Origin of the sequence: Pseudonocardia humida (assembly GCF_023898865.1) — a bacterium.
GTDB lineage: Bacteria > Actinomycetota > Actinomycetes > Mycobacteriales > Pseudonocardiaceae > Pseudonocardia > Pseudonocardia humida.
In genome coordinates this window covers 23,774-47,827 of sequence record NZ_JAGSOV010000061.1, presented here as the reverse complement: position 1 = coordinate 47,827, position 24,054 = coordinate 23,774, and the positions used below count along the sequence as shown (strand labels likewise).

The 24,054-nt window shown below is 74.3% G+C and carries 24 protein-coding genes and 1 pseudogene; 18 read left to right on the top strand and 7 right to left on the bottom strand.

Going from position 1 to position 24,054, the window contains the following annotated elements:
* Positions 1–82 precede the first annotated feature (82 nt).
* Complete coding sequence (locus KDL28_RS28755; protein ID WP_252443595.1) at positions 83–928, bottom strand: SAM-dependent methyltransferase; 846 nt, start codon at positions 926–928, stop codon at positions 83–85.
* Positions 929–1,129: 201 nt separating this feature from the next.
* Complete coding sequence (locus KDL28_RS28750; protein ID WP_252443593.1) at positions 1,130–1,582, bottom strand: MarR family winged helix-turn-helix transcriptional regulator; 453 nt, start codon at positions 1,580–1,582, stop codon at positions 1,130–1,132.
* A 125-nt stretch (positions 1,583–1,707) separates the two neighbouring features.
* Here KDL28_RS28750 and KDL28_RS28745 point away from each other — a divergent pair, with 125 nt between their 5' ends.
* Both KDL28_RS28745 and KDL28_RS28740 read left to right on the top strand, forming a co-directional pair.
* Entirely contained in the window at positions 1,708–2,436 is a 729-nt protein-coding gene (locus tag KDL28_RS28745) for a dioxygenase family protein (protein ID WP_252443591.1), read from the top strand.
* 16 nt (positions 2,437–2,452) lie between these two features.
* On the top strand, positions 2,453–3,328 hold the full coding sequence (locus KDL28_RS28740) for an SDR family NAD(P)-dependent oxidoreductase (RefSeq protein ID WP_252443589.1): 876 nt from the start codon (positions 2,453–2,455) through the stop codon (positions 3,326–3,328).
* A 192-nt stretch (positions 3,329–3,520) separates the two neighbouring features.
* Here the strand turns inward: KDL28_RS28740 and KDL28_RS28735 are convergent, their stop codons facing one another.
* The 3 genes from KDL28_RS28735 to KDL28_RS28725 all read right to left on the bottom strand — a co-directional run bounded on the left by KDL28_RS28735 (position 3,521) and on the right by KDL28_RS28725 (position 5,455).
* A complete protein-coding gene (locus KDL28_RS28735) occupies positions 3,521–4,432 on the bottom strand; it encodes an NAD-dependent epimerase/dehydratase family protein (RefSeq protein WP_252443587.1) in 912 nt (303 codons plus the stop codon).
* On the bottom strand, positions 4,429–5,208 hold the full coding sequence (locus KDL28_RS28730; RefSeq protein ID WP_252443585.1) for an SDR family oxidoreductase: 780 nt from the start codon (positions 5,206–5,208) through the stop codon (positions 4,429–4,431). Before KDL28_RS28730 ends, KDL28_RS28735 begins: the two co-directional genes overlap by 4 nt.
* A 76-nt stretch (positions 5,209–5,284) precedes the next feature.
* Positions 5,285–5,455, bottom strand: a complete 171-nt coding sequence (locus KDL28_RS28725; RefSeq protein WP_252443583.1) for a hypothetical protein — start codon at positions 5,453–5,455, stop codon at positions 5,285–5,287.
* Between the two features lie 347 nt (positions 5,456–5,802).
* On the opposite strand from KDL28_RS28725, the pseudogene KDL28_RS42230 reads away from it, so the two are divergent.
* The 6 genes and pseudogenes from KDL28_RS42230 to KDL28_RS28690 all read left to right on the top strand — a co-directional run.
* Positions 5,803–5,883, top strand: a pseudogene (locus KDL28_RS42230) (FAD-dependent monooxygenase); the annotation flags it as partial.
* Positions 5,884–5,939: 56 nt separating this feature from the next.
* Complete coding sequence (locus KDL28_RS28720) at positions 5,940–6,335, top strand: hypothetical protein (protein ID WP_252443581.1); 396 nt, start codon at positions 5,940–5,942, stop codon at positions 6,333–6,335.
* Between the two features lie 9 nt (positions 6,336–6,344).
* Complete coding sequence (locus tag KDL28_RS41730; protein ID WP_308216075.1) at positions 6,345–9,119, top strand: AAA family ATPase; 2,775 nt, start codon at positions 6,345–6,347, stop codon at positions 9,117–9,119.
* Positions 9,120–9,217: 98 nt separating this feature from the next.
* The gene (locus tag KDL28_RS28700; RefSeq protein ID WP_252443579.1) at positions 9,218–10,507 is read left to right on the top strand and encodes an aspartate aminotransferase family protein; all 1,290 of its coding nucleotides are present in this window, start codon (positions 9,218–9,220) and stop codon (positions 10,505–10,507) included.
* A 25-nt stretch (positions 10,508–10,532) separates the two neighbouring features.
* Positions 10,533–10,973 carry a hypothetical protein gene (locus KDL28_RS28695; protein ID WP_252443577.1) on the top strand — a complete coding sequence of 147 codons (441 nt, stop codon included), beginning with the start codon at positions 10,533–10,535 and terminating at the stop codon, positions 10,971–10,973.
* A gap of 82 nt (positions 10,974–11,055) precedes the next feature.
* Entirely contained in the window at positions 11,056–11,343 is a 288-nt protein-coding gene (locus KDL28_RS28690) for a hypothetical protein (protein WP_252443575.1), read from the top strand.
* Positions 11,344–11,413: 70 nt separating this feature from the next.
* On the opposite strand, the gene KDL28_RS28685 is transcribed toward KDL28_RS28690, so the two are convergent.
* Positions 11,414–12,364 (bottom strand): DUF808 domain-containing protein, encoded by a 951-nt coding sequence (locus KDL28_RS28685; RefSeq protein ID WP_252443573.1) that lies wholly within the window; start codon positions 12,362–12,364, stop codon positions 11,414–11,416.
* A 372-nt stretch (positions 12,365–12,736) separates the two neighbouring features.
* Here KDL28_RS28685 and KDL28_RS28680 point away from each other — a divergent pair, with 372 nt between their 5' ends.
* Both KDL28_RS28680 and KDL28_RS28675 read left to right on the top strand, forming a co-directional pair.
* Positions 12,737–13,123 (top strand): nuclear transport factor 2 family protein, encoded by a 387-nt coding sequence (locus KDL28_RS28680; protein WP_252443571.1) that lies wholly within the window; start codon positions 12,737–12,739, stop codon positions 13,121–13,123.
* Positions 13,124–13,180: 57 nt separating this feature from the next.
* Positions 13,181–13,534 (top strand): hypothetical protein, encoded by a 354-nt coding sequence (locus KDL28_RS28675; RefSeq protein WP_252443569.1) that lies wholly within the window; start codon positions 13,181–13,183, stop codon positions 13,532–13,534.
* Positions 13,535–13,674: 140 nt separating this feature from the next.
* On the opposite strand, the gene KDL28_RS28670 is transcribed toward KDL28_RS28675, so the two are convergent.
* Positions 13,675–14,424 (bottom strand): GntR family transcriptional regulator, encoded by a 750-nt coding sequence (locus tag KDL28_RS28670; RefSeq protein WP_252443567.1) that lies wholly within the window; start codon positions 14,422–14,424, stop codon positions 13,675–13,677.
* Positions 14,425–14,582: 158 nt separating this feature from the next.
* On the opposite strand from KDL28_RS28670, the gene KDL28_RS28665 reads away from it, so the two are divergent.
* The 8 genes from KDL28_RS28665 (at position 14,583) to KDL28_RS28630 (ending at position 24,053) form a co-directional block, all read left to right on the top strand.
* A complete protein-coding gene (locus KDL28_RS28665) occupies positions 14,583–15,551 on the top strand; it encodes a phosphoglycerate dehydrogenase (protein ID WP_252443565.1) in 969 nt (322 codons plus the stop codon).
* Positions 15,548–16,636 (top strand): tartrate dehydrogenase, encoded by a 1,089-nt coding sequence (locus tag KDL28_RS28660; RefSeq protein WP_252443563.1) that lies wholly within the window; start codon positions 15,548–15,550, stop codon positions 16,634–16,636. Before KDL28_RS28665 ends, KDL28_RS28660 begins: the two co-directional genes overlap by 4 nt.
* Before the next feature lie 5 nt (positions 16,637–16,641).
* Entirely contained in the window at positions 16,642–18,024 is a 1,383-nt protein-coding gene (locus KDL28_RS28655) for an acyclic terpene utilization AtuA family protein (protein WP_252443561.1), read from the top strand.
* On the top strand, positions 18,017–18,355 hold the full coding sequence (locus tag KDL28_RS28650) for a DUF4387 domain-containing protein (RefSeq protein ID WP_252443559.1): 339 nt from the start codon (positions 18,017–18,019) through the stop codon (positions 18,353–18,355). Before KDL28_RS28655 ends, KDL28_RS28650 begins: the two co-directional genes overlap by 8 nt.
* A complete protein-coding gene (locus tag KDL28_RS28645; RefSeq protein WP_252443557.1) occupies positions 18,355–20,010 on the top strand; it encodes an FAD-binding dehydrogenase in 1,656 nt (551 codons plus the stop codon). Before KDL28_RS28650 ends, KDL28_RS28645 begins: the two co-directional genes overlap by 1 nt.
* Positions 20,011–20,111: 101 nt before the next feature.
* Positions 20,112–21,230 (top strand): ABC transporter substrate-binding protein, encoded by a 1,119-nt coding sequence (locus KDL28_RS28640; RefSeq protein ID WP_252443555.1) that lies wholly within the window; start codon positions 20,112–20,114, stop codon positions 21,228–21,230.
* A complete protein-coding gene (locus KDL28_RS28635) occupies positions 21,227–22,981 on the top strand; it encodes an ABC transporter permease (protein ID WP_252443553.1) in 1,755 nt (584 codons plus the stop codon). Before KDL28_RS28640 ends, KDL28_RS28635 begins: the two co-directional genes overlap by 4 nt.
* On the top strand, positions 22,974–24,053 hold the full coding sequence (locus KDL28_RS28630; protein WP_252443551.1) for an ABC transporter ATP-binding protein: 1,080 nt from the start codon (positions 22,974–22,976) through the stop codon (positions 24,051–24,053). The genes KDL28_RS28635 and KDL28_RS28630 overlap by 8 nt, the downstream gene beginning before the upstream one ends.
* Position 24,054: the final 1 nt, after the last annotated feature.

Sequence of the window (24,054 nt, the reverse complement as noted above, 5' to 3'; positions counted from 1 at the left end):
CATGACCCGCCACCCGCTACGACGAGTCCGCCTCGTCCTACCACGGCATGATCAATCTGGCTTGGGGACAATTGTGCGTCGGTTACTCCGGCGCGACGGCTGGTTTGCGCGCGAGTCCACCAATGGTCTGCTCCAGAGGTTCCGGATCAGACCGGCCGATCCTCGTTACTCCCGACGGGTGCTCCGGGCGCCACAGGCTAATCGACACGAGTCCTGGATCGACCAGCTCCAGCCCATCGAAGAAGCTCGCCACTTCGTCGCGCGGTCTGTAGTTGTACGGCACGGCACCTGTCGAGCCGTACTCCTCGGCAGCTTCAAGAGACGCCTCGTCACCCTCGACCACGATGCTGTCGCAGAGCAGCAGGTAGCTGCCGGGAGCTGCGGCACCCATCAGCGTCCGGATCACTCTCCGGGCGTCCTCGACCTTCGCGAGATGTCCGAGCACCCCCATGAAGAGGATGGCGACCGGCTCGTCGAAGTCGAGGACCTCGCCGGCTTCGACCAGCATCGGGGCCGGATCACGCATATCGGCGTGGATGTACCTGGTCGTGCCCTCCTCGGTACTCGTCATCAGTGCGCGGGCGTGCGCGAGGATGAGCGGGTCGTTGTCGACGTAGACGATCCGGGCGTCCGGCGCGACGTGCTGGGCGACCTCGTGGGTGTTCTCGGCGGTCGGCAGCCCGGTGCCCACGTCGAGGAACTGGCGGATGCCGGCCTCACCCGCCAGGTAACGCACGGTGCGCTTGAGGAACGCTCGCTGTTCGCGGGCGATCCTCAGAATCGTCGGATCGACGGCGACCCAGGCGTCGCCGGCCTCGCGATCGACCGGGTAATGGTCCTTGCCGCCGAGCCAGTAGTTGAAGATGCGGGCCGAGTGCGGGATCGTTGTGTCGATACCGGTGCCCTGGTCACCATCATCCGCGCTCATGCCCGCAGGGTAGCGGTTGCGAGGTAGCCTGCCCACCGTCGACACATTCCTTCCGATGGAGGCGTGAAGCGGATAAGCCTGATAGGCCATTTGCCGCCTGCGGCGACATCTGGCGCCTGCCGCGCCGATAATGAGTTCTTTCCATTCGGCGGGAGGTCTTCACACGCCCTGCGCTCGCCGCGCAGCCGTCCGGACGCGAGTTCAGCCAGGGTCCTCGGAGGTGCGCTCCGGTTGTCCGTCCGCTGCCGCGGGTGCCGCCATCGCTCGGGTCAGCAAGGCGTGTAGGCGACTCTGCTCGGCGTCGGTCAGCCGGGCTATCGGCGTACGCGTGGTGGCCGCATCGACCAGGCGCTGCCGCGCCGCGTGGCCGGCGGCGGTCAGGTGCAGCACCTTGGTGCGCCGGTCGCCGGGCGCCGCTGCGCGAGTCGCGTAGCCCAGCTGCTCCAGCCGGTCGGCCAGGAACGTCACCGTCGACGGGTCGCAGCGCAGCTTGGCCGCCATCCGCCGCATGGACGGGGCCGGTGCGGCCGGGTCCAGCTGCCAGAGCGCGTCGGCCAGGGGTCGGGTGATCTTCAGGTCGGTGAGGACGTCGTGGATGCCCGCGTTGGTCGCGCCGTCCATGGCGTGCACCAGCCGCAGCAGTTGGTACGTCATCGACCCACCGTCCACCCCGTCATCGTACGTCGAACACTTGGAGCCTCTGATACTTGACTAATCCAAGCTTCTTGGTCAGGATCGTAGACGCTTGGAGAGTCCAAGTATCGGGCGGGGGAGCTGCCGTGGACGCGACCGCGAGCAGGCGGCAGACGGTGCGGGACCGGGTGCGCCGCCGCGTGCTGACGACGGTGCTGGGCTTCATCGACAACCGCGAGGACATCCGCCGTGCGACGACCCTCGAAGCGGACCGGCCCACGGCGAGCCAGGGGAACGGGCCCTACTACGTGCCCGGTTCACCGCTGCGGCGCGACGTGCGGGAGGGCCGCGACGGCGTTCCGCTGCTGCTGAGCATCCGAGCCGTGGAGGTCGGCACGCTGACGCCGCTGACGGGCGCGACCGTCGAGATCTGGCACTGCGACGCGCTGGGGGTCTACTCCGGCTACCAGCGCTTCGGCGCCGACAGGTTCCCCGCCCTGGTGTCGTTGGCGCTGCGCCGGTTCCGGCCGACGGACGACGCGACGTTCCTGCGCGGTCAGCAGGTCACCGACGCCGCCGGGCACGTCGAGTTCCAGACCATCGTGCCGGGCTGGTACACCCCGCGCACCCTGCACATCCACGTCCGGGTCAGCGTGGCCGGCCGGGCCCTGCTGGGCACCGAGCTGTACTTCCCCGACGACCTCGCCGCGCACGTCCAGTCACTCCCGCCGTACGTCGACCGGGGACCCGGCCCGTACCGCAACGCCACCGACATCGAGATCCGCATGGCCAAGGGCTCACCGGGCAGCTGGGTGTCCGTGCACTCGACCGAGAGCGGCCAGCAGGCCGACGTCACCCTCCAGATCCGTCGCTGACCCCAGGAGCATCGCCATGACCGCACCCACCGCTGTCATCACCGGCGCGGCCGGCGGCCTCGGGCTGGCCACGGCCCGGCTGCTGCTGGCCGCCGGCCTCGACGTCGTCGCCGTCACCCGCGACGCCCGCAGCGCCGAGGCCACCAGGCGGGCTCTCGCCGCGGACGCCCCCGGCCGCACGGTCCACGCCCTGCACGCCGACCTGGTCGACCGCAACGACGTCCGCAGCCTCGCAGGGCGTTTGCGCGACACCGTCGAGGACGTCGACGTGCTCATCAACAACGCCGGAGCGGCATTCCCCACCTACGCGGAGACCGCCGACGGCGCGGAGCGCACGCACACCCTGAACCACCTGGCGCCCTTCCACCTGACGCACCTGCTGCTCGCCGACGGCCTGCTCGCCCCGACCGCCCGGATCATCACCATCTCCAGCGACCTGGTGACCCGTGGACGCCTCGACCCCGGCGACCCCGACGTCACCGGTGTCTCCTGGCGCGACAGGTTCTCGCAGCTCGCCGTGTACGGCACCGCCAAGCTCGCCAGCCTGATGGCGACCTCAGCGCTCGCGGCGAGGCTCCCGGCCGGCATGGCCGCCTACAGCGCCAGCCCCGGCGTCATCAGGACCGGCTTCAACGCGAAGTCCGGCGGCGTGCTGAAGGTGGTGTCGTCGGTGAGCGGCCTGTTCGCCCAGGCACCGGCGAAGGCCGCCCGCACACCGGTGCTGCTCGCCACCGCCACGGCAGCCCCGACCCCGAACGGCGGCGTCTTCGCCAAGGGCGCGGTCGTGACACCGCCGACACCGGCCCGCGACACCGACCTGGCGACGAGGGTCTACGAACGCACCGCGCGCGCGCTCGACGTCGACGCCCTGTCGGCCCCCACCAGCGGGTGAAGTGAACCGTTCGCGGCCCAACGCCTCGCTCCTGGTGCTGTCCCCGTCGCTGGGCGGGCCGGCGTAACCGGGAGATGTCGCGACCGCAGGCCGGACGAGTCGGATCGGCTCGGGCGGAAGGTCCAGGTCGCGGCGATGCGCGGGGCGCGACGGCCGCGCCCCGCGCCGAGGTGCACGCCGACGGCCGTCCGCTCATGTCCCGCCGAGGGTGCGCAGGCCGTCGGCCGCACGCCGCACGCCCGGCGCCCACCCGGTGACCGCGGCGAACCGCCGGTTCGACACGCGCTGGCTGCGCAGCAGGAAGCCCATCCGCCTGCCGAGCGCGGCTCGCGCGAGCCAGGTCGGCGGCCGCCGCACCGGACGGCCCACGACCTCGGCGAGCACGGTGGCGAGGCGGGCGCGGGTCAGCGGTTCGTCGTCGGCCACGTCGAAGGTCCCCCGCACGTCCGGGTTCACGGCCGCGGCGCGTAGGGCGGCCGCGGCGTCCTCGTCCCAGACGAGGGGTTGGTAGGCGTCGGCCGGGCCGACGAACCCCGAGACGCCGCGCCGGGCCAGGGCCAGCACGTCCCGGGTCGCGGCCGAGTGCGGTCCGTAGATCCCGGCCGTGCGCAGGACGACCCCCCGCCCGCCCGCCGCGGTGAACCGGGCGACCTCCTCCTCGGCCACCAGGGTGGACTCCAGGATGTCGGTGGGCGCGACCGGCGCGCCGACCTCGAGCCACCGGTCGCCGCCGTCGGCGTACACGGGCGCGAAGCTCGGGTAGACCAGTACGCCGACGCCCGCCGCGAGGGCGGCGTCGACCAGGTTCCGGCTGCCGCCGACGCGGATGCGGTCGTTCTCCCGCCAGGCCGCCCGTCGGCGGGCGGCGGCCAGCGGGGCGATCCGGGTGGCGAGGTGCAGGACCGCGTCGGCGCCGTCGACGGCGGCCCGCAGCGCGGCGCGGTCGGTCAGCGACGCGGGCACCGGGTCGACGCCGGCGGCGCGCAGGGTCTGCGCCGACTCCGCGTTGCGGGCGAGCGCGCGGACCGTGTGGCCCTCACCGCGGAGCAGGGCGACCGTCGGGGTGCCGAGGGCGCCGGTGGCGCCGGTGACGAAGACGATCACGACGTGCTCCCCGTGGGCACGGTCCCGGCCCGCTCGGCCAGGAACTCGGCGTACGTGCGGCCGGCGGAGCACCCGGACGGGGCGAGGTTCGCACCGGCTCGCAGCGAGCGGGAGAACGCCCCGGGCACCGGGACCGCGACGACCCGACGGCGGCGTCCGGTCGCGCGCAGGTGGAGCTGGGCCAGCTCGGCCACGGTCAGCACCTGCGGACCGCCGAGGTCGGGCAGCCGCCCCGCGGGCCCGGCGTCGACGGTCGCCGCGAAGCGCGCCGCGACCTCCCGGACGTCGACCGGTTGGAAGCGCCAGCCGCGGGGAGCCGGGACGACCGGCAGGCGCGTGAGGCGCGCGAGCAGGTCGGCGGTGAACTCGTGGAACTGGGTGGCGCGCAGGATCGTCCACGGCAGGCCCGACGCCCCGACAGCGCGCTCGGCGGCCAGCTTCGCCCGGTAGTACGGCCAGGGGATGCGGTCGATCCCGACGATCGAGACGTACACCAGGTGCGGCTCCCCGGCCCGGCGGGCGGCCGCGACGAGCCGGCGGGTGCCGTCGACGTCGACCGGCCGCGGGTCGCGCGGGTCGGACGCGCTGTGGACGACGGCGTCGACGCCCTGGAGTGCGGTGTCGAGGCCGGCGCCGGTGGCGAGGTCGCCGACGGCGGTGCCGGGCCCGCCGGGGCGCCGGCTGAGGATCCGGACGGTGTGCCCGGCGGCGGTGAGCTCCCCGGCGACGGCGCGGCCGAGCAGGCCGGTGCCGCCGGTGACGAGGACGGTGGTCATGGCAGTTCTCCTCCCTGCCGCCGGAAGGCCGGGTCGCGGAGCGCGACGGCGGCCGCCCAGGCGATCATCAGAACGGTCAGCAGCAACCAGACGCCCACACCGGCAGCAGCGGGGCGCTGGTCGGGTTCAGCAGCGTCGGCGGCCAGGGCAACCACGAGGTGGCGAAGGCGACGAGCAGGAACACCGCGATCTGCCGGCGGGTGCTCCAGCGGGTCGGGGTCGTCGGGGGCATCGTCGTCGGGGACATCGCCCACCACCTCCTCGGTCGGCGGCGACGCTAGGGCGGCGGGACTCCCGGGCGGACCGGCCGAATCACCGGGGTTCTCCGGCGGCCCGCCGCCGGTGACGGCGGCCGCTGCGGGATGGCGGCCGGGCACCCGCGACGCGTGTCGCGCCGGTCGCCGACCACCGCTGTCCGGGAACCCCGGCGATCCGACCGGTGCGCCCGGGAGTCGGGTCGGCGCAGGCTCGGCCGCATGTCCCCGGTCACGATCGTCGGAGGCGGGCCGGTTGGTCCCGCCCCGCGCCGTCCGGCGGATCACCGAACGCGAGGCCCTGGTGGGGCAGAGCCTCGTCGTCCCGAGGAGCACACCCATGACCGACACGGACGTCCTCGTCGTCGGCGCCGGCCCGACCGGCCTCACCCTCGCCGTCGACCTGCGCCGCCGCGGCGTCGACGTCCGGCTCGTCGACCGCCTCCCCGCGGCCCACCACCGGTCGCGGGGCAAGGGGTGCAGCCGCGCACGCTGGAGGTGTTCGACGACCTGGGCCCGGCCGGGGCCGCGCTGGCCGCCGGCCGCAGCGACCACCACCTGCGCCTCTACGCCGGCGGCACCCTCGCGGCCGACCTCGCCGCCCCGGCCCGCCCGCCGCGGCCCGGCGTGCCGTACCCGAACCTGCTGGTCCTGCCGCAGTGGCGCACCGAGGAGCTGTTGCGCGACCGGCTCGCCGAGCTCGGCGGCGCGGTGGAGGCCGGCCGGAGCTGCGGGGCGGCCACGTCGGCTACCGCGGCGCGACTCCGGCCGAGGAGCCGCTGCGGGCCCACCTGCGCGTCCTGTACCCGGCCGCGGTCGTCGCCCCGGTGTGATCGTCGGCAGGTCTCCCCGGCTCGGTGGGGACCGCCTTAGCATTGCCCGGTGCTCGTGGGGCGGGAGGCCGAGTGCGCGCGGCTGCGCGAGCTGGTCGAGGCCGCCCGCGCCGGGCGCAGCGGCGCGCTCGTGCTGCGCGGGGAGGCCGGGGCGGGCAAGACGGCCCTGCTCGACGCCGTGGTCGACGCGGAGGTCGGCACGGTGGTCGGCACCGGGGCCGACGGGGCCGACGACCTGCTCGTGCTGCGCGCGCACGGCGTCGAGTCGGAGTCGGAGCTGCCCTACGCGGGGCTGCACCAGCTGCTGCGCCCGGTGCTCCGCGAGCTCGACGGCCTGGCCGCGCCGCAGGCCGACGCGCTGCGCGCGGCGTTCGGGCTGCGGGTGGGGCATGCCGACGAGCGGTTCCTCGTCTCGCTGGCCGTGCTGAGCCTGCTCGGGGAGCTCTCGGAGCGGCGGCCGGTGCTGTGCGTCGTGGACGACGCGCACTGGCTCGACCGCGGCTCGATCGACGCGCTGGCGTTCGTCGCGCGGCGGCTGGAGGCCGAGCGCGTCGCCCTGGTGCTGGCGGTGCGCGACCCGGCGGCCCGCCCGTTCCCGGTGACCGACCTGGCCGCGCTGCCGGTCGGCCCGCTGGAGCCGGGCGCGGTGGACCGGGTGCTGCAGCGCCACGGCGGCGGGCCGGTGCACCCGGACGTGCGGCTGCGGCTGGGGACGGCGACCGGCGGCAACGCACTGGCGCTGGCCGAGCTGGGCCGCGCGCTGACCCGGGAGCAGCTGTCGGGGGAGCAGCCGCTCCCGGAGCCACTGCCGGTGACCGCCGGGGTGGAGCAGGCGTTCCTCGACCGGGTGCGCCGGCTGCCGGAGGAGACGCGCACGGCGCTGCTGGTGGCCGCGGCCGACGACACCGGCCGCCTCGCGACGGTGGCCGCCGCCGCGGCGCGGCGCGGGGTGGCGCCCGATGCCCTCGCGCCGGCCGAGCAGGCCGGAGTCGTGGCCGTCGACGGCGGGGCGGTGCGCTTCCGCCACCCGCTCGTGCGCTCCGCGGTGCACCAGGGCACGACCTCCACCGAGCGGCGCGCCGCGCACCTCGCCCTCGCCGCGGTGCTGCGGGAGGCCGGCGACGCCGACCGCGCCGCGTGGCACCGCGCCGCGGCCGCCTTCGGACCCGACCCGGAGGTGGCCGGTGCCCTGGTCGAGGCGGCGCACCGGGCCCGCGCACGGGGCGCGTACACCGCCGCCGCCGCGGCCCTGACCCGCGCCGCCGACCTGGTGCCCGACCGGCAGTGCCGGGCCCACCTGCTCACCGAGGCCGCCTACCACAGCTGGCGGTCCGGGCGGGGGGACGCGGCGCGGCGGCTGCTGGACCAGGCCCGCCCGCTGACCACCGACCCGTTCCTGCGGGCCGACATCGATCGGCTGCACGGCGTGGTGGAGCTGGGTGCGGGCGTCTCGATCGTGGCCTACCGGCTGCTGCGCCGGGCCGCCGAGGAGATCGCCGCGCACGACCCGGTCCGGGCGCTGGAGATGCTCGCCCTCGCCGGGGAGGCGGGCTCCATGGCCTCCGACGCGCAGGCCGAGATCGAGCTGGGCGAGCTGGCCGCCGGGCTGGACGTGGGCGAGGACCCCCGGCCGCGGTTCTTCGTCGACCTGCTGGTCGGGCTCGCCCACCACTTCGCCGGCGACCCCGCCGCCGCGGCGGCTCCGCTGACCCGCGCTCTCGCGCTGGCCCACGACCTCGCCGAGCCCGGCGTGCTGCTCGCCGCCGGTCGTGCCGCGATGTACCTCGGCGACGACGCGGCCGCGCACCGGTTCAGCGCCGCGACGGTGCACCGGGCGCGGGAGTCGGGGGAGGTCGGCGCGGTGCCGATCGCGGGGCAGCGGCTGGCGCTGTCGGAGCTGTTCGCCGGCCGGTGGGCGGCAGGCGAGGCCACCGCCACCGAGGCGCTGCGGCTCGCCCACGACACCGGCCAGGAGGAGCTGATGCCGCTGGCCCACGACTGGATCGCGCTGCACGCGGCGCTGCGCGGCCACGACGAGGCCTGCCGGGCGAACGTGGAACGGGCCCGCGCCATCGCCGCGAGCCGCCCGATGGGGCTGATCGAGGACTCCGCGCTGTGGGCGCTGGGCCTGCTCGACCTCGGCCGCGGCGAGCCCGCCGCCGCGCTCACCCACCTGCGCCCCATCCGCCACCCCGTCGTGCGGGGGTTCTCCGCGCTGGACCGGATCGAGGCCGCGCACCAGGGCGGCGACCTCGCCGCCGCCCGCGCCTGGCTGGCCGAGGCCGAGCAGTCCGCCGCCGCGACCGGGCAGCCGTGGGCGCTGGCCCGGGCCGCGCACGCCCGCGGGCTGCTCGCCGACGGCGCCGACGCCGACGCCGCGTTCACCGAGGCCCTGGGCCACCACGAGCGGGCGGACCGGCCGTTCGAGCGGGCCCGCACCGAGCTGGCGTTCGGGGTGGCGCTGCGCCGGGCCCGCCGCCGCGCCGACGCCCGCCGGCACCTGCGCCCGGCGTTCGACGCGTTCGAGCAGCTCGGGGCCGTGCCCTGGGCGGAACGGGCGCAGGCCGAGCTGCGGGCGTGCGGGCAGACGGTGCGCCGCCGCGACGCCGCGAGCACCGACCGGCTGACCCCGCAGGAGCTGCAGGTGGCCCGGTTCGTCGCCGAGGGGCTGACCAACGCCGACGTGGCCGCGCGGCTGTTCCTGTCGCGCCGGACGGTCGACTTCCACCTGCGCAACGTGTTCACCAAGCTCGGGATCAGCTCGCGCACCGAGCTCGTGCGGTTCGTCGTGGACGGCGTCGGGGAGCGCGGCGCCGCCGGCTGACGCCCGGCACAACCCCGGTCATTCTGCCGGTCCGCCGGCCCGTCCCGCGGTCCATCGTCGTCCCCGCAACCCACCGCACCACCCGGAAAGGGGACCCGATGACCGCCGTCGTCGACCGCACCACCGAAGCCCTGCTCGCCCGCGCCGAGCGCGTCATCCCGCACGGCGTCTCCGCCGCCGGCCGCGACGTCTACCGCGACGTCGTCGTCCGCGCCCAGGGCGCCTACCTGTGGAACGCCGCCGGCCGGCGGTTCGTCGACCACCTGCTCTCCTACGGCCCGATCGTGCTCGGCCACGCCGACCCGCGGGTGAACGCCGCCGTCGCCGAGTCCGCCGCGCGGGTGGACCTCACCTGGGTCGGCCCGCAGGCCGGGGAGGTCGAGCTGGCCGAGACCATCGTCGGGCTGGTGCCGTCGGCGCAGAAGGTCGCCTTCGTCAACACCGGCACCGACGCGCTGCAGCACGCGCTGCACGTCGCCCGGGCCGCGACCGGGCGCGAGCGGGTGCTGAAGTTCCACGGGCACTACCACGGCTGGGCCGGCGAGCTGGGCGTCGGCGCGAACTTCGACGTCGCCCCGGGCGCGGCCCCGCCGCCGGACGCGCCCAACTCCGGGGGCGCCGCCTCCGACGTCGCGGACCGCACGATCGTCGTCGACTGGAACGACGCCGCGGCTGTCCGTGAGGTCTTCGCCGCCCACGGCCGCGAGCTGGCCGCCGTGTTCACCGAGCCCTACCTGCACAGCTACACCAACGCCGCGCCCGCGCCCGGTTTCCTGGAGCTGCTGCGGGAGCTGACCGCGCGGCACGGAGCCGTGCTGGTGTTCGACGAGGTCAAGACCGGGTTCCGGCACCACCTCGGCGGCTACCAGGCGATCGCCGGGGTGACCCCCGATCTCACCGCGTTGGGCAAGGCCCTGGGCAACGGGTGGACGATCGCCGCGCTGGCCGGCCGCGCGGACCTCATGGACCTGCTGGGCTCCGCGGTCACCATGGACGGCTCCTACTACGCGAACCCGTACGCGGTCGCGGCGGCGCGGCGCACGATCGAGCTGCTCGCCGACGGCGGGATCGCCCGACTCGACCGGCTCGGCGCGCGGCTGCGCGAGGGCCTGACCCGGGCGATCACCGACACCGGCGTGACCGCGACCGTCACCGGCATCGGCTCGGGCTGGATCGTCAACTGGCGCGCGGAGGCCCCGGTCACCTTCCGGCAGGCCGTCGACGCCGACCTCGACCGCGCCGAGGCGTTCCGCCGGGCGATGCTCGACGCCGGCGTGCTGCTGCCCCCGTACGTCCTCACCGACAACCGGATCTGCGTCGCCTTCACCGACGACGACGTGGACCTGACCGTCGACGCGGCCCGGCGCGCCTTCGCCGCCGTGGCCTGACCCACCGCACCGGGAGGAGATCCCCATGCGCACCGCCGTGCGGGCCCTGCTGGCCTGGTTCGCCTTCTTCGGGCTGGCCACCGGGCTGTGGCAGTACCTCGCCCCGCGCTCGTTCTACGACGACTTCCCCGGCTTCGGCCGGCACTGGGTGGATGTCGACGGCCCGTTCAACGAGCACCTGCTGCGCGACGTCGCGCAGGGCAACCTCGCGTTCGGGGTGGTCGCGCTCGTCGCGCTGCTCACCGGCGGGGTCTGGCTGGCCCGGGCCACCGGGCTGGCCGCGGTGGTCGCCAACCTGCCCCACCACGCCTACCACCAGGCGCACGTCCACGTGCTGCCCACCCTCAGCGACCAGGTCATGCAGACGATCACGCTGAGCGTCGTCTCGGTCACCTCGGTCCTGCTGGCGGTGCTGGCGTTCGGGCTGCCGGTCCGGTCCGCCGCGCCCACGCCGAGCCGGTCGTGATCGAGCTGCCGCAGGACGTCGCCAGTCGGAGGAGGCCCCATGCCGGTTCGGTTCACCCAGTGCATCTGCCACGCTGCGACCCGTGGACCTCGAAGGACCTCGTCGGCCGGTCTCGGAGCTGACCGTCGGGCTGCGCGTGCGCGGCACGGTCGCCGGCCACCAGCCGTGGGGCGTGCTCGTCGAGCTCGACGAGTTCGAGCCGGTCGGAGCGTCTGTCGACGTCATCCGTCGGCAGCGGGACCCGGGGGTCGCGGCGCTGGCGGAGGAGATGCCTGAGGTGGGCACCCGGTTGGACTTCGTGGTCGGGGAGATCCGGCTCAGCGGCCACGAGCCCCGCGTGTGGATCGACCTGGCCGTCTGGAGTGCGTGATGGGTCGAGGACGAGCGAGCGTGAGCAGCCGTGGCTCACCGATGGTGATGATGCGGGAGTGGGTGACCGCTCAGGCGGTGTGCTCGGCGGCGGCTCCGGACCGGCGCCGGCGCAGCCGCCGGAACAGCACGATCGCGGCCACGACCACTGCGCCCACCAGGAGCCCGAGCACCGCGGAGGCCAGGGTGTTGGTGACCCAGGCCAGCAGCCCGCCCAGCGCGCCGGTCGCGTCGTGGACGACCTCCTCGGCGTGGTGGACGACGTCGTAGGGCCAGGACCAGCCCAGCTCGTCGAGCCCGATCAGGATGATGTGGCCGCCCACCCACAGCATGGCGACGATGCCGAGCGTGGACAGGAAGGCCAGGACCTTGGGCATCGCGCGCACGAGCATCGTGCCGAAGCGCTTGCTGAACGCGGAGGGGCGTTCGGTGAGCCGCAGGCCGATGTCGTCCATCTTCACGATCAGCGCGACCGCGCCGTAGACGATGGCGGTGATGAGGAACGCGACGAGGACGAGGATCAGCGCCCGGCTCCAGAACGCCTCCTCGGCCACCTCGTTGAGGGAGATGACCATGATCTCGGCGGAGAGGATGAGGTCGGTCCGGATGGCGCCCCGGACCATCGTGTTCTCCTGGTCGGGACCGGACATGGCCGCCGGGACGTCGTGGTGGCCGTGGCCGGACACCTTCTCCCAGATCTTCTCGGCGCCCTCGTAGCACAGGTAGGCGCCGCCGATCATCAGGATCGGGGTGAGCAGCCATGGCAGGAACTGGCTCATCAGCAGGATGACCGGCAGGATGATCAGCAGCTTGTTGCGGATCGAGCCGATGGCGATCTTGCGGACGACCGGCAGCTCCCGCTCGGCGGCGAAGCCCTGCAGGTAGCGCGGTGTCACGGCGGCGTCGTCGACGATCACCCCCGCCGCCTTGGCGCTGGCCCGGCCGGCGGCCGCGCCGACGTCGTCGATGGATGCCGCGGCCAGTCTGGCGAGCGCGGCGATGTCGTCCAGCAGAGCTGCCAAGCCGCCCGGCACAGCGACCTCCTGTCGGATCGGTCCCAGCACCGTCGCGTGCTGCCGACGCACTTTACCGACCGTTCAGCCGCGCTGCTGTCCGGGCGGCCCGGTGCCGCGGTCAGCATCGGCGGGCGCCTGCGCCGGTGAGGGGCGCGGTGTCGCGGCCTGTCCGGGCCGTCGGCGCGGGACCCCGACGACCACAGCCCCGCAGTCGGTCCGGTGGGGTCCGGCGTCCGGCGTGGGCACCAGGCGACACCGTGCCCCGCGGCACGCTCAAGTCCTGCACGCGATGGCGGGCCGCCCGCGGAGTGGAGCACTTGACCGTGCCGTCGGGGCACGGTGTGGGGTGGGTCGACCCGGAGGATGGGAGACCCTCGTATGAGCGGCACCGATCTGCAGCGCAACAAGGACAACGTCCAGGCCTTCTACGACCTGATGTTCAACCAGTGCCGACCGGCAGCAGCCCTCGACCGCTATGCCGGGGACACCTACACCCAGCACAACGTGCACGTCGCCGACGGCAAGGAAGCCTTCGTCGAATACTTCCAGCGGATGGCCGCCGACTACCCCGGAAAGCACGTGCGGTTCGTCCGCGTGATCGCCGAGGGCGACCTGGTCGTCCTGCACTGCCATCAGACCTGGCCCGGCGACGACTACGCCGGCATCGACATCTTCCGTCTGAACGGCCACGGCAAGATCGTCGAGCATTGGGACGTCCTGCAGGTCGTCCCCGCTACCTCCGCCAACGACAACGGCATGTTCTGATCGGTCGACCCTGCCCGCCGACGTCGTCTCCCACAGCGTCCTGACCCGCTTCCGAGAATGCGTACCCGCGTATTCGGGGCCGAGACGGGTCTGGTGGTGCTGGTCAGCTCGCGGGCCCGAGCGGCGGCGGTGAACCGCCGGTCGCGCCGGGCCGGGGCGGCCGGTGGAACCGCGCTCGCCGAGCCCGAGTCGAAGCGGCGTCAGCGCTTTCGGAGGTGGCTGGCCCGGTTCGGGGTGCCGGGTGCGAGCATCCTCGGGCCGTCGGCGATCCCCACCCGGCTCACCTCCGCCATGCTCGTCGCCGGAACCCCGCGCGGACGGGTCCTGCTGTGGCAGGCGGTGGCGGTCGTCCTCTGGACCGCCGCGACGACGCTCCTCGTCTGGGGCGTGCTCACCGCCCTGCCGGCCTGAGCGCAGGTCGCCGAGCGTGCGTCCGGCAGGTGCCGGGGCGGCGCAGCGGCGGGGCGGGCGGGCCGGGTCCGGCCGGGATCGGAGCAGCTCCCCGAGCCGGCAGCTCCGGGAGGCGGGCGACCCGGTCGTCTACCCGACGGTCACGACGTCGCGCCCGGTCGCCGGTCGCCGGGACCGGTCGACATCGGGGTGAGCAGGTCGCTCAGGCCGCCCCGGGCGTCCTCGATGACCAGGGCCTCGGCGGCCGCGGAATCGCCCGCCCGCAGGGCCCGGACCAGCGCGCGGTGGCCGGCGTAGCGGTCCAGCCCGAAGGTCTGGTCGCGGGCGATCCGCTCGATCAGCCGGGCCCGCCGCTCCGGCCAGGAGAAGACCCGGGTCTGGTCGAGCAGCCGCACCAGCACCGGGTTGCCGGCGCAGGCGTCCACCACGTCGTTGAAGCGCTGCATCGCGTCCAGGAGCAGGCGGAGGTGGCGGCTGGTGTCCTCGCCCGCGCCGTGCCGCTGCTTGATCACGATCAGCAGGTCGTCGGCCTCGTCGAGCACGGCGTCGAGCTCGTCGAGCTGTTCGGCGGTGGCGTGCCGGGCGGCGAACCGGGCGACCATCCCGCGCAGTGCCACCTCGACCTCGGCGAGGTCCTGGATGGCGCCGTCGCCCGGCGCGGCCACCTTGACCGTGCGCGCACCGGTGCGTTCGAGCAGGCCGTCCTGCTCCAGGCGGCGGATGGCCTCGCGGACCGGGGTGGGGCTCACCGCGAGCCGCTCGGCCAGGCCGCGCTCGGTGACCTTCTGGCCCGGTCGCAGCTCACCGGTGGTGATGGCGGCGCGGATGGCGCGGTACGACCGGTCCGCGAGCGTGTCGTGGACCAGGGTCTCCAGCGGTTCGCGCGGCATGGCCGTCATGCTAGCCGTTGCGATTGCGCAGCTCTAAGCAACACTTGACGGAGTTGCTATAGCAAAAGTAGCGTGCCCGGCACCACCTCAACGACCGAGATGGAGGCCGGTGACATGACCGCCAGCACCCGACCCCCCGCTGTCCCGGGCGGGCAGCGGTGACCCGCGTCCTGATCACGACGGACTACCTCGCGCCCGGCGACGGGGTCGACCGGTACCTCATCGATCACGGTCTGCAGACGGTCCACGCGCCGCTCGTCGGGCGTCGCGACCCCGAGCAGCTGGTCGAGCTCCTGCGGGACGCCGACGCCGCGTTGGTGGCCAACGAGCCGCTGACCGCCGAGGTGCTGGCCCGCGCGCCCCGGCTGCGGGCCGTGGTCCGCACCGGCGTCGGTTACGACTCCATCGACGTGGCCGCCGCCGCCCGGTACGGGATCGGCGTCAGCAACCTGCCCGGCGTCAACGCCAACGCGGTCGCCGAGTACACCCTCGGCCTGCTGCTGGCCGCCGCCCGCCGGATCGTGCACAGCGCGGCCGGGGTGGCTGCCGGGGGCTGGCCGCGCGAGGACGGGCACGAGCTGCGCGGTGCGACGCTGGGTCTGGTCGGCTACGGCGCGGCGGCCCGAGCGGTCGTACCCCTGGCGCAGGCCTTCGGGATGACGGTGCTGTGCACGACCGGCGTGCCCGCCGACCGGCGGACCGACCCGTCGGTCCGGTTCGTCGAGCTGCCCGAGCTGCTGGCGGGGTCCGACCACGTCTCGATCCACACCGCGCTCACCGAGCGCACCCGCGGCCTGATCGGCGCCGCCGAGCTGCGCAGCATGCGACCGACGGCGGTGCTGGTGAACACGGCCCGGGGCGCTGTCGTCGACGAGCGGGCGCTGGCCGCCGCGGTGCGCGACGGGGTGATCGCCGGAGCGGCGCTCGACGTGACCGTGGCCGAGCCGCTGCCGGCCGACAGCCCGCTGCGCGGGGTCGACGGGATCGTCGTCTGCTCCCACCTCGCCGGCCAGACCGCGCAGGCCCGCGCCGCCGCCGGCCGGGAGGGCGCCGCCGAGCTGGTCGCCGCGCTCGCCGGCCGGGCACGGCACTGCGTCAACGCCCACCTGATCGGGCGCAGCGCATGACCGCCGCGTACCGCATCGCGGTCATCGCTGGCGACGGCATCGGGACGGAGGTGATCCCGCCCGCCCAGCAGGCCCTCGACCTGGTCGCCGCGCGGTGCGGCTTCACGCTGCACTACGACCGCTTCGACTGGTCGTGCCGGCGCTACCGGGAGACCGGCGCGATGATGCCGACCGACGGCCTGGACCGGATCGCCGGCCACGACGCGATCCTGCTCGGCGCCGTCGGCTGGCCGGGGGTGCCCGACCACGTGTCGCTGTGGGGCCTGCTGATCCCGATCCGACGGCGGTTCCGCCAGTACGTCAACCTGCGCCCGATCCGGGTGCTCGACGGCCTGCCCGGCCCGCTGCGCGAGCCGGGCGAGGTCGACTTCGTCGTCGTCCGGGAGAACGTCGAGGGCGAGTACAGCGAGATCGGCGGGCGGCTCAACCGCGGCTTCCCCGACGAGATGGCCGTCCAGGAGGCGGTGTTCACCCGCCCCGGGGTGACCCGGATCGCCGACTACGCCTTCGACCTGGCCGCGACCCGGCGCGGCCACCTCACCTCGGCCACCAAGTCCAACGGGATCGTGCACACGATGCCGTTCTGGGACGAGGTCGTCGCCGAGCGCGCCGCCCGGCACCCGGAGGTGACCTGGTGCTCGGAGCACATCGACGCGCTCGCCGCGAAACTCGTGCTGCACCCGTCGTCCTACGACGTGCTCGTCGGCTCGAACCTGTTCGGCGACATCCTCAGCGACCTCGCCGCCGCCATCGCCGGCAGCATCGGCATCGCGCCGGCCGCGAACATCAACCCCGAGCGGGAGTTCCCGTCGATGTTCGAGCCGGTGCACGGCTCGGCGCCCGACATCGCCGGCCGCGGCGTCGCGAACCCGCTCGGTGCGCTCTGGTCGGCGGCGATGATGCTCGACCACCTCGGCGAGCCGGCCGCCGCCCGCGCGCTGATGACCGGCATCGAGCGGGCCCTCGCCGACGGCGCGGTCCGCACCCCCGACCTCGGCGGCACCGCCACCACCCGGGAGCTGACCGAGGCGGTCCTCGCCGCGGTCCCGGCCCACCCGCCGACTCCGCCCGACCCACAGAGATGAGGCCCATGAACGACGAACCGGTCGAGCGCGTCCGGATCCTGACCCCCAGCGGCATGCTCGGCGCGGGCTGGGACGAGTCCACCATCGAGCGCGGGCTGGAACTGGGCATCGACGTCATCACCATCGACGGCGGCTCCACCGACTCCGGGCCCCACTACCTGGGGTCCGCCACGCCGAAGACCACGGCGAAGGCCGTCGCGCGCGACCTGCGCAGCCTGCTGCGGGCCGCCGCCCGCGCGGACGTCCCGCTCATCGTGGGCTCCTGCGGCACCAGCGGCACCGACGCCGGGGTCGACTGGGTGGCCGGCATCGCCGCCGAGGTGATGGTCGAGGAGGGCCTGGACCTGACCGTCGCGCGGATCTACAGCGAGCAGAACGCGGCGGACCTCAAGGACTCCCTGGACGCCGGCCGGGTGCACCCGCTGCCGCCGCTGGGCGAGCTGCGCGCCGAGACCCTGGAGAGCTGCACCCACATCGTCGGGATGATGGGCCACGAGCCGATCGTCGAGGCCCTGCGCGCCGGGGCGCAGGTGGTGCTCGCCGGCCGCGCCACCGACACGGCAGTGGCCGCGGCGTACCCGCTGATGAAGGGGATGCCCGCCGGACCGACCTGGCACGCGGCCAAGATCGTCGAGTGCGGTGGCCAGGCGACCACCAACCCCCGCGCCGGCGGGGTGTACGCGGTCGTCGACGCCGACGGGTTCACCATCGAGCCGCTCGACCCGGGCGCCGCCTGCACGCCGACGGTGGTCGCCGCCCACATGCTCTACGAGACGGTGAACCCGTTCCGGATGCGCGAGCCCGCCGGGACCCTCGACGTCGAGCACGCGACCTACGTCGCCCTCGACCACCGCACGGTCCGGGTCGAGGGTTCCCGGTTCCACCAGGCCGACCAGCACACCGTCAAGCTGGAGGGCGCCCGGATCACCGGCTACGAGACCCTGTCGTTCACCGCGGTCCGGGACCCGATCATCCTCGCCGACATCGACGCCTGGGCGGACCTGATGTGCACGCTGATCCGCCGGCGGGTGGACCAGACGCTGCGGCTGGCCGATCACGAGTACGCCTTCGACCTGCGCCTCTACGGCCACAACGGGGTGCTCGACGACCTCGAACCGGAGAGCGGCCCACCGCGCGAGGTCGGGGTGATGCTGCTGGTCAACGCGCCCGACCAGGCGACCGCCACGGCCGTCGCGAAGGTCGCCAACCCGCTGATGCTGCACCTGCCGACACCGGCCATGGGCTACCTGCCCAGCCTCGCGTTCGCGAGCTCACCGGCCGAGGTCGAGCGCGGTGCGGCCTACGAGTTCGTGCTGAACCACGTCGTCGACACGGTCACCCCCAGCAGCATGTTCCGCACCCGGATCGGGGAGCCGACCAGTGCCTGAGACCACCCCGACCCTCGCCGACCTGGCCCACGAGGTCCGGTCCAAGAACGCCGGCCCGTTCTGGGTCACCATGGAGCTGTTCCTGCGCGACGCCGCGGGCTACCGCATCGCCGCCGACGAGTCGTTCCTCGACGAGCGGGTGATCGCCCGGCTCTACCGGGTCGACGCGGCCACCGTGCAGATCTTCCGGATCCCGTCGCTGAACGTCGTGAAGATCTCCTTCCCGCGCCCGATCTCCCAGGGCTCGCTGCGCGACCGCGACATGCACGCCGGCCAGCACCACGTCCCGCTCGCGCTGCTGCGCGTGCCGGCCGCCGGAGGTGGGTCGTGATGCAGGCCGATGTCGTCGTCGTGGGGGCCGGGCTGGCCGGGCTGGTGGCCGCCGCGGAGGCGGCCGACGCGGGACGGTCGGTGCTGGTGGTGGACCAGGAGGGCGAGCAGTCCCTCGGCGGCCAGGCGTTCTGGTCGCTGGGCGGGCTGTTCCTGGTCGGCTCCCCGGAGCAGCGGCGGATGGGGGTCCGGGACTCCCGCGAACTGGCCTGGCAGGACTGGCTGGGCAGTGCGCAGTTCGACCGGCCGGAGGACCGGTGGCCACGGGCCTGGGCGCGGGCCTACGTCGACTTCGCCGCGGGGGAGAAGCGGTCCTGGCTGCGCGGGATGGGGCACCGGATCTTCCCGGTGGTGGGCTGGGCCGAGCGCGGGGACGGCCGCGCCGAGGGGCACGGCAACTCGGTGCCCCGCTTCCACCTGACCTGGGGCACCGGTCCCGGCGTGGTGGAGCTGTTCGAGCGGCGGGTGCGCGAGCACGTCGCCGCGGGGCGGGTCACCCTCGCCTTCCGACACCGGGTCGACGGCCTCGTGGTCGAGGACGGCACGGCCGTGGGGGTGCGCGGCACGGTGCTGGAGCCGACGCCCGCCGACCGCGGCCGCCCGACGTCGCGGGTGGAGGTGGCCGACTTCGAGCTCCGCGGCCAGGCGGTGGTCGTCACCTCCGGCGGGATCGGGGGCGATCACGACCTGGTCCGCAAGGCGTGGCCGGCCCGGCTGGGCACGCCGCCGCAGCGGATGGTCGCCGGGGTGCCGGCGCACGTGGACGGCCGGATGCTCGGGATCGTCCAGGACGCCGGGGCCAGCGTCATCAACCCCGACCGGATGTGGCACTACGTCGAGGGGGTCCGCAACTGGGACCCGGTCTGGGAGAACCACGGCATCCGGATCCTGCCCGGCCCCTCGTCGCTGTGGCTGGACGCGACCGGCGACCGGCTGCCGGCGCCGTACTTCCCGGGGTTCGACACCCTCGGCACGCTGCGGCACCTGCGGTCGACCGGCTACGACTACTCGTGGTTCGTGCTGACCCAGAAGATCATCGAGAAGGAGTTCGCGCTGTCGGGCTCCGAGCAGAACCCGGACTTCACCGGTAGGGACGTGAAGCTGCTGCTGTCGCGGGTGAAGAAGGGCGCGCCCGGACCGGTGGAGGCGTTCACGCGGCGCGGCGAGGACTTCGTGGTCGCCGGCACCCTCGCCGAACTGGTGCGGGGCATGAACGCGGTCGCCGACCCGGAGGCCCCGGAGCTCACCGAGCCGGCGCTGCGCGGGGTGATCGAGGCCCGCGACCGCGAGATCGACCACGAGTTCAGCAAGGACGCGCAGGTGACCGCGATCCGGGGGGCCCGCCGCTACCGCGGCGACAAGCTCATCCGGGTGGCGACGCCGCACAAGATCCTGGACCCCGGGGCCGGGCCGCTGATCGCGGTCCGCCTCAACATCCTGTCCCGCAAGTCCCTCGGCGGGCTGGAGACCGACCTGGACGGCCGCTGCCTGCGCGCCGACGGGACCCCGTTCGCAGGCCTGTACGCCGCCGGCGAGGTCAGCGGCTTCGGCGGCGGCGGGATGATGGGCTACAACGCGCTGGAGGGCACCTTCCTCGGCGGCTGCCTGTTCTCCGGCCGGGTCGCGGGCCGCGCGGCCGCCCGAGCGGTCGGCTGACCGGTGATCCGCTGCACACCGGCCCGGTGCCACGGGGACCGAGCCACGTCCGCCACCCGACCCGGCCCCCGTTCGCCGGCCCCAGAACACGAGGACGCCCCATGAGAAGGACCGCACTCCTGCCGTTGGCGCTCGCCGCCGCCGTCGTCCTCGCGGGCTGCGGCAGCCCCGCCGCGGGCACCACGTCCCCGACCACCCCCGCGCCGACCGCGGACATCGGCGAAGCCTCACCGGTCACGCCCCTCGACGACACCGTCGTGGAGGCGGCGCGCGCGGAGGGCGAGGTGCTGCTCTACACCAACGCCGAGGACCAGCAGATGGCGCCGATCAAGGAGGCCTTCGAGGCGGCCCATCCCGGCATCGTCCTGCGCAGCCTGCCGCTGGGCGACGAGGAGATGTTCCAGCGCTACGAGACCGAGGTCGCGTCCGGGGCCCCGACCGCCGACGTGGTCATGAACAGCGACGCGGCGGCCTGGTTGCCCTTCATCGACGGCGGCAACATCGCCGACCACCAGGACCCGAACACGCCGAACCTGCCCGACTACGCCCTGCTCGCGCCGGGCGTCTACGCCGTCTCGCTGGACCCGGTGGTCGCGGTGTTCAACAAGGCGCTGCTGCCCGAGTCCGAGCAGCCCACCACCATGGCCGCGCTCGCCGAGATGGCTCCTCGACTCGACGGCCGGATCGCCACCACCGACATCGGCAACGCGATCCAGTTCGGGTCCACCGGTTCCTACGTCGACCGGCAGGGCGAGGCCGGGTGGCAGGTCCTGGAGGCGATCGGCGCCCACTCCGGGGTCGAGTCGAGCAACGGGCCGCTGGTCACCAAGCTCGTGCAGGGCCAGTACACCGCCACCTTCTTCGTCGCCGGCGCCGTCCGGGCGTTCATCACCGACGACGTCGCCCAGGTGGTCAACTACCGCTACCTGGAGGACGGGACACCGCTGCTCCCGCGGGCCGTCGGGGTGACCAGCGGGGCGGGGCACCCGAACGCGGGCCGGGTGTTCGTCAACTGGCTGCTCTCGGTGGAGGGCCAGGAGGCCGCCTGCACCGGCGGATTCACCCCCTACCGCGACGGCGTGCCGTGCGACTTCGGGCTGCCCCAGGTCACCGCGGCCGTCGGCGGGGAGGACAACCTCATCATCGGCAGCTTCGACCGCGCGGTCGTCGACCAGCGCGACGAGATCGTCACCCGCTGGAACGAGGCCTTCGGGCGATGACGCTCACCACCGCCCCGGTGCCCGGGTCGACCGCCCCGGGCACCGGCCCCGCCGGGCGGCCCGGAAGGTCGTCGGCCCGGACCACCGCGAGCCACTACCTGATCTGGGTAGTGACGCTGGTGCTGGTGGTCGGGCCGGTGGTGCCGATCGTGCTCGCCTCGCTGTGGTCGACCCCGCTCTACCGGTCCGGCGGGCACGTGACGCTCGACAACTACCGCGACCTGCTGACGGACCCGGCGTGGTGGGGCGCGGTGGGCAACAGCCTCGCCTTCGCCGGCCTCACGACGGTCCTCTCGGTGCTGTTCGGCGTCGGTGCGGCCGTGCTGCTGACCCGCACCAACATCCCGTGGCGCCGGCTGTTCGCCGGCGTGCTGGTGCTGCCCGTGGTGCTGCCCGGGCTGGTGCTGATCGTCGGCTGGATGGCGATGTGGGCGCCGTCGGGCTTCGTCAGCTCCTGGCTCACGGTCAACACGGTGCTGGCGTTCCCGATCGACCTCTACACGATGCCCGGGATGGCGCTGGTGGCGACCAGCGTGGCCGCACCGGTGGTCTTCCTGTTCTGCCGGACCACGGTGCTCGCCGTCGACTCCTCGCTGGAGGACGCGGCGCGCAGCGCGGGCGCCGGACCGCTGCGGGCGCTGGTCTCGGTGACCGTGCCGCTGCTGCGCCCGGCCGTGCTCAACTCCGCGCTGCTGGTCTTCGCGGTGTCCTTCGAGGTGCTCGGCCTCCCGCTGATCCTCGGCTTCTCCAACGACATCACGCTCGTCTCGACCTACCTCTACGACAACTGGATCAACGCCTCGCCGCCGCGGCAGGGCCTGGTGTCGGCCGGGGCGGTGTTCCTGCTCGCCTGCGTCTCCGGCCTGCTGGTCGTGCGCAACCGGCTGGTCGGCGACGCGGCCCGGTACACGACGGTGACCGGGAAGGCCACCGCGAAGCGGGTCGTGGACCTCGGGCCGGCCGGGTGGCCACTGGCCGCACTGGTCGCCGCCGTGCTGGGCGTCCTGGTCGTGGTCCCGCTGGTCGGTGTGGTGATGACGGCGTTCACGACCATCCTCACGCCGCTGATCGCGCCGTGGTCGGTGCTGACGATGGAGAACTTCGGCGCGGTGTTCGCCAACCCGATCTGGGTGGAGTCGATCCGCAACAGCCTGCTCATCGCCACCGTCGGCGGGCTGCTGACGACGCTGGCCATCGCGGTCGTCTCGGTCGTCGCCCACCGGTCGGACTTCCGGTTCCGCGGCTCGCTCCAGCAGGCCGTGCTGTGGCCCCGGATGATGCCGGGCCTGGTGACCGGCATGGCGTTCTTCTGGGCCTTCGCGATCCTCGACCCGGGCGGCGCCCTGCGCAGCAGCCTCTGGGCGCTGGGCCTGGCCTTCGCCGTGCGCAGCCTCGCGCTCGGCTACGGGGTCTTCTACCCGGCGCTCGCCGCGATCGGGCAGGACCTCGACCGCGCGGCGCGCACGTCGGGGGCCACCTGGTGGCAGGCGACGGTCACCGTCTCGCTCCGGCTCACCGCGCCGGCGATGGGCGCGTGCTTCGTCCTGCTGTTCGTCTCGATGCTCAACGACGCCGACCCGGCGGTCTTCCTGGTCACCGACCGGACCCCGGTCATGGGGCTGACCATGCTCCAGCTCGCGGCGACGAGCACCGGGGGCGCCGTGGCCGCCTTCGGAGTGGTCCAGATGCTCATCACCGTCGTCGTCCTCGGCGCCGGCCGGCTCTTCCTGGGGGTGCGCGCCCATGCCTGACCTGACGCTGACGAAGGTGGCCAAGAGCTTCGGAGACAACACCGTGCTCCACGAGCTCGACCTGCACGTGCGGGACGGCGAGCTGTTCACGCTGCTCGGGCCGAGCGGCTGCGGCAAGTCGACGACGCTCTGGTCGATCGCCGGCCTGCACTCGCCCGACGGCGGCATGATCGCCTTCGGCGACCGGGTCGTCTTCGACGGCGGGAAGGTCGACCTCCCGCCCGAGCGGCGCAACTGCGGTGTCGTGTTCCAGTCCTACGCGGTCTGGCCGCACCTCACCGTGCACGACAACGTGGCCTACCCGCTCAAGCTCCGCAAGGTCGGACGGCGGGAGCGCGCCGCCCGCGTGCACGAGGTGCTGGAACTCGTCGAGCTCGACCACCTCGCCGGTCGCCACCCCCACGAGCTCAGCGGCGGCCAGCAGCAGCGCGTGGCGCTGGCCCGGGCCCTGGCCCACCCGCCCGACCTGCTGCTGCTCGACGAGCCCTTCTCCAACCTCGACGCCAAGCTGCGCGAGCGGGCCCGGCTCTGGCTGCGCCGGCTGCAGCAGCGGATCGGCGTGACCACCGTCTTCGTCACCCACGACCAGGACGAGGCGCTGTCGATGAGCGACCGGATCGTGGTCATGGACCAGGGCCGGGTGCGCCAGATCGGCACCCCCGAGGAGATCTACCAGCAGCCGGCCGACCTCTTCGTGGCCGACTTCGTCGGCACCGTCAACGTGCTCGGCGGCCGGGTGGTCCCCGGCCGCGACGGCGTCGCGCACATCTCGCTGGACGGGCTCGGGGATCCGATCGCCGTCCCGGCGGTGCCGGGCGCGGCCGACGAGGTGCGGCTCGCGGTGCGTCCCGAGCAGATCGTCGTGCACCCGACCGGTGTCGCCGGTCCCGGAGCCGTCAACGTCGTCACCACCCAGGTGCTGTCGCAGGCATTCCTCGGCGACCACTACCGCTACGTCGTCGGGCTCGGCACCGCCGAGCTGGTCGTCCGGACCGCGGCGCCGGTCGACCACGACGCCGAGCTGACCCTCGAACTGCCCCCGGCCGCGTTCCGCGTCTTCCCCGCCGGCTGAC

What these genes read in the sequence shown, in the direction of transcription:
- KDL28_RS28635 (WP_252443553.1), top strand. Translation starts at nt 21,227, where the DNA reads ATGACGCTCACCACCGCCCCGGTGCCCGGGTCGACCGCCCCGGGCACC.
- KDL28_RS28660 (WP_252443563.1), top strand. Translation starts at nt 15,548, where the DNA reads ATGACCGCCGCGTACCGCATCGCGGTCATCGCTGGCGACGGCATCGGG.
- KDL28_RS28750 (WP_252443593.1), bottom strand. Translation starts at nt 1,582, where the DNA reads ATGACGTACCAACTGCTGCGGCTGGTGCACGCCATGGACGGCGCGACC.
- KDL28_RS28730 (WP_252443585.1), bottom strand. Translation starts at nt 5,208, where the DNA reads ATGACCACCGTCCTCGTCACCGGCGGCACCGGCCTGCTCGGCCGCGCC.
- KDL28_RS28645 (WP_252443557.1), top strand. Translation starts at nt 18,355, where the DNA reads ATGCAGGCCGATGTCGTCGTCGTGGGGGCCGGGCTGGCCGGGCTGGTG.
- KDL28_RS28675 (WP_252443569.1), top strand. Translation starts at nt 13,181, where the DNA reads ATGCGTACCCGCGTATTCGGGGCCGAGACGGGTCTGGTGGTGCTGGTC.
- KDL28_RS28695 (WP_252443577.1), top strand. Translation starts at nt 10,533, where the DNA reads ATGCGCACCGCCGTGCGGGCCCTGCTGGCCTGGTTCGCCTTCTTCGGG.
- KDL28_RS28670 (WP_252443567.1), bottom strand. Translation starts at nt 14,424, where the DNA reads ATGCCGCGCGAACCGCTGGAGACCCTGGTCCACGACACGCTCGCGGAC.
- KDL28_RS28640 (WP_252443555.1), top strand. Translation starts at nt 20,112, where the DNA reads ATGAGAAGGACCGCACTCCTGCCGTTGGCGCTCGCCGCCGCCGTCGTC.
- KDL28_RS28655 (WP_252443561.1), top strand. Translation starts at nt 16,642, where the DNA reads ATGAACGACGAACCGGTCGAGCGCGTCCGGATCCTGACCCCCAGCGGC.
- KDL28_RS28755 (WP_252443595.1), bottom strand. Translation starts at nt 928, where the DNA reads ATGAGCGCGGATGATGGTGACCAGGGCACCGGTATCGACACAACGATC.
- KDL28_RS28725 (WP_252443583.1), bottom strand. Translation starts at nt 5,455, where the DNA reads ATGTCCCCGACGACGATGCCCCCGACGACCCCGACCCGCTGGAGCACC.
- KDL28_RS28630 (WP_252443551.1), top strand. Translation starts at nt 22,974, where the DNA reads ATGCCTGACCTGACGCTGACGAAGGTGGCCAAGAGCTTCGGAGACAAC.
- KDL28_RS28740 (WP_252443589.1), top strand. Translation starts at nt 2,453, where the DNA reads ATGACCGCACCCACCGCTGTCATCACCGGCGCGGCCGGCGGCCTCGGG.
- KDL28_RS28680 (WP_252443571.1), top strand. Translation starts at nt 12,737, where the DNA reads ATGAGCGGCACCGATCTGCAGCGCAACAAGGACAACGTCCAGGCCTTC.
- KDL28_RS28700 (WP_252443579.1), top strand. Translation starts at nt 9,218, where the DNA reads ATGACCGCCGTCGTCGACCGCACCACCGAAGCCCTGCTCGCCCGCGCC.